The organism is Clostridium ljungdahlii, assembly GCF_001636845.1.
Taxonomy (GTDB): Bacteria; Bacillota; Clostridia; order Clostridiales; family Clostridiaceae; genus Clostridium_B; species Clostridium_B ljungdahlii_A.
In genome coordinates, this window is sequence record NZ_LITT01000011.1 from 107,688 (window position 1) to 121,779 (window position 14,092).

Below are 14,092 nucleotides of genomic sequence, written 5' to 3' on the forward strand. Positions count from 1 at the left end.
ATTATATATTTGATAAGAAAGAGGTATAAATAAATTCATTTTAGGGAGGAATATAAATGTCAATAATACAAGCAATCATATATGGTATTGTTCAAGGTATAGGAGAATTTTTGCCAATATCTAGTTCGGCTCACCTTATAGCTATTCCACAAATATTTGGATGGCAGGATCCTGGCCTTGCCTTTGATGTAGCACTACATCTTGGAACTCTTGCTGCGGTAATTGCATTTTTTTGGAAGGATTGGACTAAGTTAATTTATTCTGGTATTACGAAACCAAAATCTAAGGATGGTAAATTATTTTGGTTTATAGTAATTGCTTCCATACCTGGAGCTGTAATAGGAAAACTATTTGAAAAACAAGCTGAATCTGCCTTTAGAAACCTTGCCCTTATAGGTACTATGCTTATTATAGTAGGTATAATATTATATATTGCAGATAAGAGATATGATGGTGAGGTAGCAGTTGAGAATATAGGGTTTAAAAGAAGTTTTTCTATTGGATTATCACAAGCCTTAGCTATTATACCTGGTGTATCTCGCTCTGGAATCACTATGACAACTGGATTATTTTCTGGCCTTTCAAAAGAAGGTGCAGCCAGATTCTCATTTCTTCTTTCCACTCCAATTATTTTAGGAGCTGGATTACTTAAATTAAAAGATTTAATACATACTCCAATTAGCAGTATGCCATCATTTGCTATAGGTGTTTTAGTGTCTGCTGTGGTTGGATTTTTAAGTATTAAATTCTTATTAAATTATCTAAAGAATAAGGGATTTGGTATATTTGTAGTTTATAGAATTGTAGTAGGTTTTACTTTTATAGCTATTTACCTTTTAAGAAAATAGTTATAAAATACTTTATTTTTGAGAGCTCTTTTTTATTATAGAAATTTTTTGTATAAAGCTGTGGTACAATGATGTAAAAATAGAATTTCTAAGAAAAGGAGATTTTAAATGCCAAGGGAAAAAAACAGAGGAAGTAGTTTATTAAAACATTTATTTTTAAGCATTTTGGTATTAGTTATTATTTTTAGTGGATTCATTTATCTTAAATATGGGCATACAGTTAAATCTTTATATGACGATGCAGTTATAAAAGTAAATAATTGTTCAGAGTATACTTTTAAAAATAGAGAAAAGTATTTAAATAACGGAAAATCTCTATATTTAGAATCTACACAAATTCCTAATAATGTGAAAAATGCTTTTGTTGTTATTGAAGATAAGAATTTTTATAAACATGGAGGAATTAGTACAGAGGCTGTTTTTAGATCGATATATTCTTTATTTGTTAACAATGGGAAAATAACACAAGGGGGAAGTACTATTGCTCAACAATTAGCAAGAAATGTGTTTTTAAATTTTGATAAAAATTATCAAAGAAAATTGGAGGAGATGTTTATTGCTACAAAGTTAGAGCAAAAATTTACAAAAGATCAAATATTAGAGTTTTATATTAACAATATTAATTTTAGCAATAATACTTATGGTATTAATTCTGCTGCTAAAAAATTTTTTAATAAAGATTGTAGGCAGTTAAATCTTTCAGAAATATGCTTATTAGTTGGTATACCTAATGATCCACAATATTATGATCCAATAAGGCATTTAAATAATGCCTTACAGCGAAGAAATTTAATATTAAAAAATATGAAAGAAAATAACTATATAACTGATACGGAATATGATAATGCCGTTAATTATAAAATAGTATTAGATCTGGGTGAAAAATAGTAATGCGTTAATACATTTCAATATTTTTTTAGAGCTTGTTCAGGTAACTCATAATAATGAGTATCTTGAATAAGCTCTTTTTTGAACTCCTAAGCACACTAGAAAATTAGAACCATATACTAAAAGAAAAGAATAAAAAAGGGGACTATACATGACATTAATTTTGTCTGCATTATTGTTCAGTTTATCCTCTAACCTAGATAATGTAGTTGTAGGTATTGCTTATGGAATAAAGAAAATAAGGATAGGAATAATCCCTAACCTTGCAATAGCAGTTATAACTTGTACAGGAACATTTCTATCTATGTCACTTGGGGTGTATATATCAAAATTTTTACCTCACTTTATAGCAAATGCATTAGGTTCTATAGTCATTGCTATATTGGGAGTATATTTTATAACACAAAGTATAATAAAACTTATAAATAATAAAAAATCAAATGAACTTGCTTTAAAAGACATTACTGATATGATTGAATATGCCGAAAAGTCAGATCTGGACAACTCTGGTGATATAAACATAAAAGAAGCTCTTCTTGTAGCATTTGGGTTAACCTTTAATAACTTAGGTACCGGCATAGCAGCTAGTATAACAGGAGTTAATATTAAACTTACAGTCATATTTACATTTATGCTAAGTATTCTTACAATTATAATTGGTGAAGCTGTAGGTAATCATGTATTGGGTAAATTATTTGGTAAATATGCACCATTAATCTCAGGCATATTGTTAATAGCACTTGGTATAATTGAATTCTTTAATTGATGTTTTTAGTTATTTTACTAATTGTTATATAAAATCAAATTAGAAGAATTAGATGCTGCCTCAAAATGCATTTTGAGGCAGCATCTTTTTGTCTATTAAAAACTGGTAGATATTTATTTGATAAAAAATCATTTTTAAGATAAATCTAAGAGTTTTTTAATCCAATTTTAATCTCATATGTTGATAATGTATACCAGAGTAAAGGTGAATTATATTTTAATTACGAAGGGAGAAAAATATGAGTGTTATAGAAACTTTGATTGGTGTACTATTACATCTTGATAGATATTTAAATGTAATAATACAAAATTATGGAATATGGACATATGCTCTTATATTTCTAATTATATTTTGTGAGACCGGATTAGTTGTTACTCCATTTTTACCGGGAGATTCTATTTTATTTGCAGCGGGAGCACTAGCATCTACTGGATCATTTGAAATATTAATACTATTTATTATATTTTACTTAGCTGCAGTTATTGGAGATACAGTTAACTATCACATAGGAAAAAAGATTGGAGCTAAAATTTTAGAAAAAGAAGATATTAAGTATATAAATAAAGAATATCTTAATAAGGCACACAGCTTTTATAAAAAGCATGGCTCTATGACTATAGTAGTAGGGAGGTTCATACCTATAATAAGGACTTTTGTACCTTTTGTGGCTGGAATAGGGAAGATGGGTTATTCAAAATTTATTACTTATAATATGCTAGGTGGATTTTTGTGGGTTACATTATTTTTAGGGGGAGGGTATTTCTTTGGAAACTTACCTTTTATAAAACAACATTTTTCATATGTACTAATTGCCATTATAATAATTTCTCTTATCCCAGGAGTAGTTACAGTAATTAAACAAAAGAGAAATGGAGGCAATAATGAAGATGATGTTATTAATACAGCATCTTGATAATTATATTCTCTTATGTATAAAGAATAATATGAAATGGATATATAATGGATAGAGCAACAGTTACTATGAAAAAGGGGTGAATAGATGTATTTAAGTACTTTGAAAAGAATAAATATATTTGATAATTACATTTTATGTGTTATTGAGAAGTATATGCAAAATAGATATTTAGATAGATTAATGCCTATAGTAACAAGTATGGGCAATGGAGGATTTATATGGATTTTGATAGCTGTAGTTTTAATATTAGATAAACCACATAGGGCAATTGGAAATATAGTAATACTTACATTAATCATAAGTACTATTGTTGGAGAAGGAATAATAAAACATATAGTAAGGCGGGTTAGGCCCTGCAATTATAAAAATAATATTAATCTTCTAATTGTAAAGCCTATGTCATATTCTTTTCCTTCTGGGCACACTGTATCTTCATTTGCTGTTGCAGAAATACTTTCTATGTATTTTAGCCAGTATAAGTTGATATTTATGGGAATAGCTTTTTCAATAGCCTTTTCAAGGCTTTATTTATATGTCCATTATCCAACAGATATTATATCAGGAATCATAGTTGGAATAGTATGCGCTAAATTAATTTTTATAGTTTTACAGGAAGGCTATTTATCGATGTTTTCTGTTTTTTATCAAAATTTATTGTAGAAAGGATAGTTAAAAATGAATATGGAACTTTTTAGATTAATAAATAATTTAGCAAATAAAAATAGTATTTTAGATAGTATAATGATTTTCTTTTCAAAGGATGTACCTTATATATTTATGGCAGCTCTTGCAGCAGTATTTATTTTAGGAATTGTAAAAACAAATTCTGATTATAGAAAGATTGCGTTTAGCACTTTTGTTATTACAGTAATCAACCTGATTTTAAGTTTTATTATTGGAGGCATTTACTATGAGGACAGGCCATTTGTTCATAATAAGGTAAATCTATTATTTACTCATGTGAAAGACGCATCTTTTCCAAGCGATCATGCAATGGGGACAATGAGTATAGCGTTGGGACTTGGAAAGTATAATAAGGTACTTAGTTTAATGTTAACTATATTGTCGGTAATTGTAGGATTTTCAAGAGTATATGTTGGACAGCACTATCCTATGGATGTTATAGGTGCGTATATGATTGTTTGTGGAACAAGTTATATTTATAATCTGAAATTGAGGAGCAAAATTGAAAATTTGTATGAAATACTTGAAAAGAAATTGATAACATTGGGCAAATTTAGTAGGTTATACAATAAACAGAACTTACGCAGCACAAAAACAACATTCAAAAATCAATAACTTTAAGCACCTAATTTATTCCGAATAGTTATTGCTATGGAATAAATTAGGTGCTGTTTTTAAATTGCATTTACCATTTTCCGTGCAGTTTTATCAAGTGTATGATTTTCTATAGAGGTTGAGGCATTTATAAACATATGGTCGAAATTTCCTGTATCTTTATAAGGAATAGTAATGTGGATAAATCCACTGTACACAGAATATTTTATTCCTCCATATGTAGTTGTTATTGGAATGCTGGAATTGTGTCTTAACATTAATTTTTTGTCCTTAAATTTAATACTGAATTTAGAAATTTTACCTTTGTTGAACAATATCATATTGATGTTATAACTAGTGAATTTGTCAATATTCAAATCTGTTTGTAAAAAAATGTGCAAATTATTTTCCTTGGATATTTCTGCATATATGTGGGAAATATCTGCATCTCTGCTTATTTCTAAGCTTAAAGTATCTTGCAGTGGGTCAGTAATTATTTCATTTTGCTTTTCAGCAGTTATTTTAATATCACTTTTTTCAAATTTTTCAATTGTTGGATTTGGACATTCTCCAAAAAGCTCATTTTTTCTTTCAAAAGCAGTTATAAGTGGTTTTAATGTACGGAATTGAGTTCTATAACTTTGAAGCACTTTAGATTTTTCATTTATTTCATTATTGTTTAGATCTAATGCATACCAATTAGTACCTATTCCAGTTAATTTTTTTGGTGGTACTAGATAAAAGGAAGTATTTCTTTTAAGTGGTGTGGGCCAATCTCCTCTATGTACAAGATATAACCATATTTTTTTAGGGGTATAATTTATATAAGTTAAAGTATATTGAACAAAAGCGTTAACTGCCCAGTGATCAGGGTGTCTGTCATTTGGATGGGGCATAACTATATAATCAGGTTTATATTCATCAATTATTTTTGTTATATCAGAAACTAAGCTTTCGCCTGAATAAATAGCGTTTTTTGTATAACTGTTACTATAGGGAGATCTATTAGATTGAGTAAAATTGCTTTTATATGGATTGCTGTTATCCCAATTAGAACTCCATAAATGTGCAATTCCACCATCTGGACACCCTAAAAAAATTATATTATTTTTAGATAATCTAAGTTGGCTTAATGCATTAATGCTTTCTTGTTGTCTTGTATAGCCAAATTTAATAAAGTCATTTTCCTTTGGAAATAAATTAAAATAATCTAGCTGTAATGCACTTTTAAAACCATCTCCGTTAGTGACTAATACAACTTTTACTTTAGCACCATTTTTTAAAGACTTTTTTATAAATTCTCCTGCTCCAAGTGTTTCATCATCGTTGTGTGGTGAGAATATTAATACTTTGGAGTCTTTTCCAGGCAGTTGTATATTGTCCATATTAAACCTGACAGAATAATTTGAAATAAATTCTCTAGAAAAGAAAACAATAATACAAACTATGATAATAGCTGATATAGTTGTAATTAATTTTATAGTTAGTTTGAATATTCTCATGTAGTTCGCCTTTCTGCAGTGTATAAATTAAAATTATTTTTTATTATGATATGGAAATTGTAAATAGATTATTCTAATTTAAATACCCAGTTTCTTTGAATTTTAGAGCTGCCCCAAAATAGCATTGAATCTGCATTATTTTCAATAAAAATTAAAATCAGGTTAAAAAATGTCTAATTAACTATTTTTTAATCTAATTTTAATGATTTAGATGTATAATGCATAAAAATATTTAAATTTGGAAGTGTTATTATGATTGAGTGGATATTTTACTGTATAGGAATCATATTTATGATGCTTTTTTTGAAATCCATATTAATTAAACCTATATTTTTCAGAGAGAAGTGGCAAGCTGGACTTGGATATGGATTGCCGGCAATTTTATATTTTTTACTGTTTGTCTTAATGCTTAATTCAGAATATGCCCTTAGTCAGATAGATATTAAAAATCAATATCCAATGTCAGGGAAAACACAGGTAGCTGTTAGCGGTACTGTTACTCCAAGTAACCCCAGCAGTAACCAACAAACTAGTTTATATTCTTTTGGAACTGTAGGCAGTTCTGTAAATTTTCAAAATGGACTTATTAACTTGCAAAATGATCTCATTTCAGTACAGAATGATTTTAATACTTTACAGAGCAATTTTGGACAAAGCAGTACTAATCCAATTTATACTTATAGCACTGACAGTAAAGATAAATTGTATGTAGATGCAAATGGTAAAGGAACTATTATAGGAGATACCAGTAACAACACATATCATATTCCAGGAAGTTCTTCTTACAATAATGAAATGAAGAATACTAAAAATAGCGTTTATTTTACAACAACATGGGCTGCAGAGTGTGCAGGGTATAAAGCTTCTAAGTAACATAATTTTAACATTATGATTGCTTAAAAAATATTTACAACTGAGGAATATATGTATATAATAAGTAATAGATTATTATTAATTGAAAATATAATAACATTGTTAGGTGAGATTACTGTACAAGATATACGCTACTGCCCAGAAATGTCGAGAGACGCCAATGGGTGAGCAGGTACTACCGGATTAAGGTTTTACTTAATGTAGCTGACAACATTCATAGAAATATGAATGTCTATGATCTAAGCTTTACAGAGTCAAAACTCAACGAGTGAAGATGTGCTATTTTTGTTTTGGAATTTATCAAGAATCCAATCTCTTCATTTTGTTGTGAAGAGATTTTTTTATTGTATAAATTATTTTTACATATTTGTAATGAAAATGTATAAGAACTATTTCAAATTATAAATCTAAGGAGAGTGATGAATTTAATGGACGGTGACCCGCATTATAAATATGACAATAAAAGTTTATTATTAGAAAATATATGAGAGTGTACCTGCATTAAATTCTGCATTGTACACCTCGTAAGAAAAGGAGTGGGTGCAATGCAATTTACAAGTGTTTATTTAAGTAGAATATTGGGTAATAAAATTTATACGACTAGTAAGGAAGTAATAGGAATTTTAAAGGATGTAGCTGTTGATGTGAATTTCCAAAATCCTAAAGTTACCATAGCTGTTGTTAAAACAAAAGAAGGAATAAGATTTATTGGTTTTGATAATATAAATGTTTCTAAAGAAAAAGGACAATATGTTTTAATGTGTAGTGAGGTTCAAGATAAAGATTTAGGTGACTGTATGTTACTGAAAAAGTATGTTTTGGATAAACAGATTGTTGATGTTAACGGAAGAAAGGTAGTTAGAGCTAATGATGTTAGATTAGTTATATTACCATCAGGTATGTTCATTGCAGCAGTAGATATTGGTATGGATGGTCTATTAAGAAGGATTGGAATTGCTAAGCCACTAAAGAGATTAGGATTTAAAATATCAAGTAAACTAATGTTATGGGATGACATTCAAACGGCTTTTACTTCAAAAGACATTTTACTTTCAAAAAGTTATAATAAACTATCCACACTTCATCCTTCAGATCTTGCAGATATAATTGAGGATTTTGATGTAAATACTGGGGCAATTATTTTCTCTAGCTTAGATAACGCAAAAGCTGCAGATGTATTAGAAGAGCTAGAAGAAGATGTACAGGTAAACTTGATCAAAACATTATCTACAGATAAGGCAGCTGATATTTTGGAAGAAATGCCAGCAGATGAAGCTGCAGATGTTTTAGATGGATTAAATGAAAATAAAGCAGAAGAATTGCTTAATAATATGGAGAAAGAAATTTCAGATGAAGTAAGAGAACTTATGGAATATGAAGAATATCTAGTGGGAAGTATTATGAATACTGATTTTATATCATGTCCCATTTATTACACAGTAGCTGATGTAGTAAATGATATTTGTCAATCAAAAGAGGAAATCGATGAACTTTATTATGTTTATGTTGTAAGTGATGAAAATAAGCTTGTAGGAATAGTATCTTTAAGAGATTTAATTATTTCCAAACAGGATAAAAAGTTAGAAGATATTATGATTAAAGAAGTTATATATATGAGAGATACAGATGAAATAAGGGATTTAGTTAAAGCTGTATCAAAGTATAACCTATTTTCTATACCTGTAATTGATGAACAAATGCATATCATAGGGATTGTTAATATAAATGATATTTTCTATGAAATTACTAAGTCCAATAAAAGGTATAGATAGTGGGGGTGCTAATGATGAATGCAAAGAGAAAAACATGGATGGCAAATCTATTGATATTTTTAAGTGTTTTAGGTCCTGGAATTATAACAGGTAGTGTAGATAATGATGCAGGTGGTATTACAACATATTCTGTAGCAGGTGCTACCTATGGTTACAAATTACTTTGGTCATTAATCCCATGCTTTATTGTGCTTCTTGTAGTGCAGGAAATGAATGCTAGGATGGGTATAGTTACAGGTAAAGGATTGGCAGATTTAATTAGAGAAAATTTTGGTGTTAAGGTAACTTTCTTTATATTTATTGGATTAATCATTGCAGATATAGGAAATACAGCTACTGAGTTTGCAGGCGTTGCAGGTAGTATGCAGATTTTTGGAGTAAGCAAATATATATCTGTGCCACTAGCTGCTATTGCAGTATGGATTCTAGTAGTAAAGGGTACTTATAAGACTACTGAAAAACTATTTTTGGTTTTTAGCATATTTTTGTTATCCTATGTTGGTTCTGCACTTTTTGCTAGACCAGATTGGCATGAAATAGGACATGCGTTAATTCATCCTGCGATTGAAACTAATTATGACTATATAAGTACAGTTATTGGTATGGTGGGAACTACTATTGCTCCCTGGATGCAGTTTTATATGCAGTCAGCAGTTATAGAAAAAGGACTTAAGATGGAAGAATTTAAATACGAATTTTGGGATGTTGTTGTTGGAAGCGTTATTACAGTAGTAGTTGCTTTCTTTATAATTGTAGCTTGTGGTGCAACCCTTCATAAAAGTGGAATTCAAATAAATGAGGCTAAAGATGCTGCATTAGCGTTAAAGCCGCTTGCTGGAGCTTTTGCTTCTCAAATTTTTGCTTTTGGATTATTTATAGCTTCTATTTTTTCGGCTACAATACTACCTTTGGCTACAGCATTTTATATTTGTGAAGCGTTTGGTTTTGAAGCTGGTATAAATAAAACATTAAAAGAAGCACCACAGTTTTTTACACTATTTACTATAATAATTATTATTGGAATTGGTATTATATTGATTCCAGGCGCACCTTTAATTCAGATAACATTATGGTCACAGGTTATAAATGGTGTGTTACTTCCCGTAGTTTTAATTTGTATGATGCTTATGGTAAATAATACAGATATTATGGGCGAATATGTAAATGGTAGAACTAAAAACCTAGTTGGATGGGTAACTATTATAGTTTTAATTATACTAACAGCTATTTTAACTTTTGCTCCTATCGTAACTGCTTTTAAAAAATAGAGTAAAAAAAATAAAAGTCAGCATTGGGGAATGGCTTTTATTTTTTTACTCTATTTTTTAATTTATGCCACCTGTTTCGTTTTGTGCTGGTTAATAAGTGCGATAATGCACCCTATTGCTGCAATCAAAAATATTATTGCCAATACCCCTATGCCAACAGAATAGCTGTATATATCGCTGATCCCGCCAATAACCGGAGGACCAAAAGTTTGCCCGACATCCATAAGAGTACTCATTATCCCAAGAGAGGCCCCCAGTTGCCCCTCGTGAGCAACATCTGCAGCTAGTGCACTGGTACTTGCAGTGATTAAGGCAAAACCAAGTCCGTATATGAATATCAAAGGAATAATGGCAAATGTGGATTTCAAAAGGGCCAGAAGAAAGAAGGATATGCTGCATGTTAGCAGACCTGTAACCATCATAGGCAGACGTCCAAACTGATCTGATGCTCTGCCAAACAGTGGTTTGAACAGAATTATTCCAACTAATTGTATACCCAGCAGAATGCCAATTTCACCTGTAGGCATATAAAGTTGTTTTGCATATAAAGGGAATACCATTTCAAATGCACCATAGGCAAAGTACGAACAAGCTTCAAGTATTCCCACCAGAAGAAGTGGACGATAGTTAAGCAGTCTCCATAATTTTTTAAAGAAAGAAATATTTTCTGCCTTATATTTTTTCACTTTAGCAGCTTCTTTATTTTCGGTATCTTTTGATTTGTGAAAAAACCGAATTGCAAAGGTTAAAGCCAAAATACCTGCAATACCTGCAATAAGATAGACACGTACATATCCACCAGCTTGATAGGCGGTACCACCAACAGTTGGAGCCAAGGCACGGCCAATTATTGTTGCAGAGGAATAAAGAGATAAATTTTCTCCAGTATTCTTGCTGCTAAAGGCTGCAATAGTAGCCATGGCCACAGGACCGAATGCAGCTGTTGCAAAACCATGATAGAAACGAACAACACCAAGCTGCAAAGGATCATGAATCAATAGATAAAAAAAGGTGCACTTGCAAATATTAACAGGGAGCCTATAAGAATTTTCTTGTATCCAAAACGATCAGCCAAATCTCCTGCGAGATAGCTTATCAAAATTCCGGGTATAGTGGATGCTGATGCAATCCAGCCAATTTGTATACCAGTTGCTCCTAAACTTTTTGCGAATATGGGCAAAATAGGAGATTTTGATATGGTAGAACTAAATATTGCCAAAGCTCCGCAGCATCCAATCATAAGAACCATGCGAAGTCCATTTGAAATGTTCTTCAAAATTCATTCCTCCTAAAATTTAATATGAAGGTATTTCCTTCTGAGTTGGTTCTAACTTATAATCTTCACGTAAATTCCAAAAAATTTTAAACTGCAGTTTTTCAATATCTCTTTGCTGTTTATAACTGATGCGAAGTACAGCATTTTCAGGAATTACAATATCCTTGTCTATGTCATCCAAAATACATTTTATGTTTCGGTCTCCTTCTTTTAGAGTAGACAAAGCTTGAGAAATATCGCTAAATAAAGCAGTGGAACTGCCTGGTATATCTTTAGTAATGCTGTACATTTCATTTTTGTTGATGTAATTAATAGAATCCCCACAGGCAACCCAGTTTATTAGAGCTTCTTTACTAAATCGCCACTCTCTTCCTATTTTTCTTGCAGGTATATGTTCTTCCCTCAATAATTTGATAAGCGTTTTTTCACTGACTCCCAAAAATTTAATAGCTTGTTCAAGGTTTAAAATCTCATTATTCATAATATGGCATACATCTCCTCTCTTCTTTTTAATAATAATACATTTTAAGTATACTATTTTTTGTAACTAAATTAAATATAAAACAGCAATTAAAGGTATTTAATATACATTTAACAGTATTTAATAGGCATATAATTGCAGCAATTTTTATAATGGTTTTTACATTAATTATTTAGTTATTAATTTATGGTACTTTTCATAGCAACAACCTTTTATATAATAGTTTAATGTTTAAGTCATTGGTTTTACTATGATTAAATTATTATTCGTAAGTATTTAAAAATTGGAATGAATAAATCAAATTTAAGTATTTTGTTCCTGGCATTTCCCATCACATTCCCAAAAATATATTTCAAAAAGATTTAAAATTTAGTGTTGACAACGGGAAAAAAAAGCTTTAATATATAAAACAAGTTAGTAATATAAAACCTGTGAAAAGAAATAGTAAATATGGAAATTTAGTTTAAGCGAATTTGGGGTAGTGTAAGCCAAGTACTGTAGTCTGTATTGAATGGGTCTTGGAGGTGTAATGCAAAATTATAGTAGCAAAAACCGGTAGTCTACCGTTAAAAGGACAGGGTATCGAGTAAATCTGTACCTGGAAAAGATAGTTTGTATTTAGGTGGCATAACGAAATTTAACATTTCGTCCTTTAAGGATGGGATGTTTTTTATTTTTTCAAAAAATTCACCATAAATAGAGATTAATTTGGGTGGCAGCGCGGTCATTTCGTCCCAGTTTAAGGATGAGATGGCCTTTTTTGTATAATTTTAAATTAAAGAGGTGGTATTTTGTGATCAATCTTAAAAAAGAAGAATTTTATTATTATAAAGGTTTGAAAAAGACGTTTCCTTTATTTATAAAGATAAATGGAGATGAGATTACCCCTATAGGTATTTACTACAGTTTGGAAGGAAAAAATAAATTCTTATTTGAAAGTATATATTCTGAAAATGAAATAGGCAGGTATTCTTTTGCAGGAATGAATCCCTATAGGAAGATAAAAAGCTGCGGAAATGAAATATGTGTAGAAGATGAAAGTGGAGTAAGAAGTGTTCAGGGAAAAGTATTGGATTATATAAAAAAATATTTAAATGTACCTTATGATAACCTTGGGCTTTCCATACCATTTACAGGAGGAGCTATAGGTTATGCAGGATATGATGTGATAAGGCAGTATGAGAAGCTGCCGGGTGAAAATGAAGATTCTTTAAAAACACCAGAAGCATATCTCATGTTTTATAGATCTTTTGTGTGTTATGACCATTTTAAACATGAAGTTTATTTTATTTACAATGTGGCAGAAGATGATGATTGTTCTTATGAAAGTATTGTAGATTCTCTGGAAAGTTTGAAAGACATGATATGTATAAGTAATGTGATTCATAAACTTTCAGAAGTTGATAAATGTAAAAAATTTACATCAAACGTTTCAAAAGAAAAATACTGCAGCATGGTAGAAGAAGCAAAAGAATACATAAAAGCTGGGGATATATTTCAGGTAGTTTTGTCACAAAGGCTAAAATTTGAAAGTACTTCAGATCCCTTTGAAGTGTATAGAAGATTAAGAGCTAAAAATCCTTCACCTTATCTTTTTTATATAGATTTTGAAGAATTTAAAGTAGCAGGTTCCTCTCCAGAAAGCTTAGTAAGTGTAAAGAATGGACGGGTTATGACTAATCCTATAGCGGGTGCAAGACCTAGGGGAAAAAATTTGGAAGAGGATTTAAAATTAAAAAAGGAATTGTTAGAAGATGAAAAGGAAAGAGCGGAACACGTGATGTTAGTTGATCTTGGGAGAAATGACATAGGAAAAATAAGTGAGTTTGGAAGTGTAAAACTAGATAGATTTATGGATGTAGATTTTTACTCTCATGTTATGCATATAGTTTCCAAGGTTTCAGGAGATTTGAGAAAAGATTTGGGATATTTAGATGGGTTAATATCTTGTTTGCCCGTAGGAACTGTGTCTGGAGCACCTAAAATAAGGGCTATGGAGATAATTGATGAGCTTGAAGATAGTAAAAGAGGTATATATGCTGGTGCAGTTGGATACTTTTCCCTTAATGGAAATATGGATACCTGCATTGCCATAAGAACCATACTATTTAAAGATGGTCATGCATATGTTCAGGCTGGTGCAGGAATTGTGTATGACTCTGTTCCAGAAAGAGAATATCAGGAAACGTTAAATAAAGCTATGGCTATGATAGAGGTGATATAA

At 30.3% G+C, this 14,092-nt stretch carries 12 protein-coding genes, 1 pseudogene, 1 riboswitch and 1 other annotated feature; of the genes and pseudogenes, 10 read left to right on the forward strand and 3 right to left on the reverse strand.

Annotation, left to right across the window (positions count from 1 at the left end; translation table 11 throughout):
• Window positions 1-56 precede the first annotated feature (56 nt).
• The 6 genes from uppP to WY13_RS05855 all read left to right on the forward strand — a co-directional run bounded on the left by uppP (window position 57) and on the right by WY13_RS05855 (window position 4,717).
• Window positions 57-848, forward strand: a complete 792-nt coding sequence (uppP, locus tag WY13_RS05830; RefSeq protein WP_063554764.1) for an undecaprenyl-diphosphatase UppP — start codon at window positions 57-59, stop codon at window positions 846-848.
• A gap of 108 nt (window positions 849-956) precedes the next feature.
• A complete protein-coding gene (locus WY13_RS05835; RefSeq protein ID WP_063554765.1) occupies window positions 957-1,736 on the forward strand; it encodes a transglycosylase domain-containing protein in 780 nt (259 codons plus the stop codon).
• 151 nt (window positions 1,737-1,887) lie between these two features.
• Complete coding sequence (locus WY13_RS05840; protein WP_063554766.1) at window positions 1,888-2,502, forward strand: manganese efflux pump; 615 nt, start codon at window positions 1,888-1,890, stop codon at window positions 2,500-2,502.
• Between the two features lie 238 nt (window positions 2,503-2,740).
• Complete coding sequence (locus WY13_RS05845) at window positions 2,741-3,415, forward strand: DedA family protein (protein WP_063554767.1); 675 nt, start codon at window positions 2,741-2,743, stop codon at window positions 3,413-3,415.
• 87 nt (window positions 3,416-3,502) lie between these two features.
• A complete protein-coding gene (locus WY13_RS05850; protein ID WP_063554768.1) occupies window positions 3,503-4,078 on the forward strand; it encodes a phosphatase PAP2 family protein in 576 nt (191 codons plus the stop codon).
• Between the two features lie 15 nt (window positions 4,079-4,093).
• Window positions 4,094-4,717, forward strand: coding sequence for an undecaprenyl-diphosphatase (locus tag WY13_RS05855; protein WP_063554769.1), 624 nt, complete (start codon window positions 4,094-4,096; stop codon window positions 4,715-4,717).
• Between the two features lie 59 nt (window positions 4,718-4,776).
• On the opposite strand, the gene WY13_RS05860 is transcribed toward WY13_RS05855, so the two are convergent.
• On the reverse strand, window positions 4,777-6,198 hold the full coding sequence (locus WY13_RS05860) for a PIG-L deacetylase family protein (protein WP_063554770.1): 1,422 nt from the start codon (window positions 6,196-6,198) through the stop codon (window positions 4,777-4,779).
• A gap of 252 nt (window positions 6,199-6,450) precedes the next feature.
• On the opposite strand from WY13_RS05860, the gene WY13_RS05865 reads away from it, so the two are divergent.
• The 3 genes from WY13_RS05865 (at window position 6,451) to WY13_RS05875 (ending at window position 10,111) form a co-directional block, all read left to right on the forward strand.
• A complete protein-coding gene (locus WY13_RS05865; RefSeq protein WP_063554771.1) occupies window positions 6,451-7,071 on the forward strand; it encodes a hypothetical protein in 621 nt (206 codons plus the stop codon).
• 91 nt (window positions 7,072-7,162) lie between these two features.
• A riboswitch (M-box (ykoK) riboswitch) is annotated at window positions 7,163-7,351 on the forward strand.
• 265 nt (window positions 7,352-7,616) lie between these two features.
• Entirely contained in the window at window positions 7,617-8,843 is a 1,227-nt protein-coding gene (locus WY13_RS05870) for a magnesium transporter (RefSeq protein ID WP_063554772.1), read from the forward strand.
• A gap of 14 nt (window positions 8,844-8,857) precedes the next feature.
• Window positions 8,858-10,111, forward strand: a complete 1,254-nt coding sequence (locus WY13_RS05875) for an Nramp family divalent metal transporter (RefSeq protein WP_156498994.1) — start codon at window positions 8,858-8,860, stop codon at window positions 10,109-10,111.
• A 62-nt stretch (window positions 10,112-10,173) separates the two neighbouring features.
• Here WY13_RS05875 and WY13_RS05880 read toward each other — a convergent pair.
• A pseudogene (locus WY13_RS05880) lies at window positions 10,174-11,360 on the reverse strand (MFS transporter).
• A 46-nt stretch (window positions 11,361-11,406) separates the two neighbouring features.
• On the reverse strand, window positions 11,407-11,868 hold the full coding sequence (locus WY13_RS05885) for a helix-turn-helix domain-containing protein (protein ID WP_063554774.1): 462 nt from the start codon (window positions 11,866-11,868) through the stop codon (window positions 11,407-11,409).
• 422 nt (window positions 11,869-12,290) lie between these two features.
• Window positions 12,291-12,524, forward strand: a binding site (T-box leader).
• A 137-nt stretch (window positions 12,525-12,661) separates the two neighbouring features.
• Here WY13_RS05885 and trpE point away from each other — a divergent pair.
• On the forward strand, window positions 12,662-14,092 hold the full coding sequence (trpE, locus tag WY13_RS05890) for an anthranilate synthase component I (RefSeq protein ID WP_063554775.1): 1,431 nt from the start codon (window positions 12,662-12,664) through the stop codon (window positions 14,090-14,092).

Bases quoted from the DNA above. Each gene is read 5' to 3' on its own strand.
- uppP (WP_063554764.1), top strand. From the start codon at position 57: ATGTCAATAATACAAGCAATCATATATGGTATTGTTCAAGGTATAGGA.
- WY13_RS05835 (WP_063554765.1), top strand. From the start codon at position 957: ATGCCAAGGGAAAAAAACAGAGGAAGTAGTTTATTAAAACATTTATTT.
- WY13_RS05840 (WP_063554766.1), top strand. From the start codon at position 1,888: ATGACATTAATTTTGTCTGCATTATTGTTCAGTTTATCCTCTAACCTA.
- WY13_RS05845 (WP_063554767.1), top strand. From the start codon at position 2,741: ATGAGTGTTATAGAAACTTTGATTGGTGTACTATTACATCTTGATAGA.
- WY13_RS05850 (WP_063554768.1), top strand. From the start codon at position 3,503: ATGTATTTAAGTACTTTGAAAAGAATAAATATATTTGATAATTACATT.
- WY13_RS05855 (WP_063554769.1), top strand. From the start codon at position 4,094: ATGAATATGGAACTTTTTAGATTAATAAATAATTTAGCAAATAAAAAT.
- WY13_RS05860 (WP_063554770.1), bottom strand. From the start codon at position 6,198: ATGAGAATATTCAAACTAACTATAAAATTAATTACAACTATATCAGCT.
- WY13_RS05865 (WP_063554771.1), top strand. From the start codon at position 6,451: ATGATTGAGTGGATATTTTACTGTATAGGAATCATATTTATGATGCTT.
- WY13_RS05870 (WP_063554772.1), top strand. From the start codon at position 7,617: ATGCAATTTACAAGTGTTTATTTAAGTAGAATATTGGGTAATAAAATT.
- WY13_RS05875 (WP_156498994.1), top strand. From the start codon at position 8,858: ATGAATGCAAAGAGAAAAACATGGATGGCAAATCTATTGATATTTTTA.
- WY13_RS05885 (WP_063554774.1), bottom strand. From the start codon at position 11,868: ATGAATAATGAGATTTTAAACCTTGAACAAGCTATTAAATTTTTGGGA.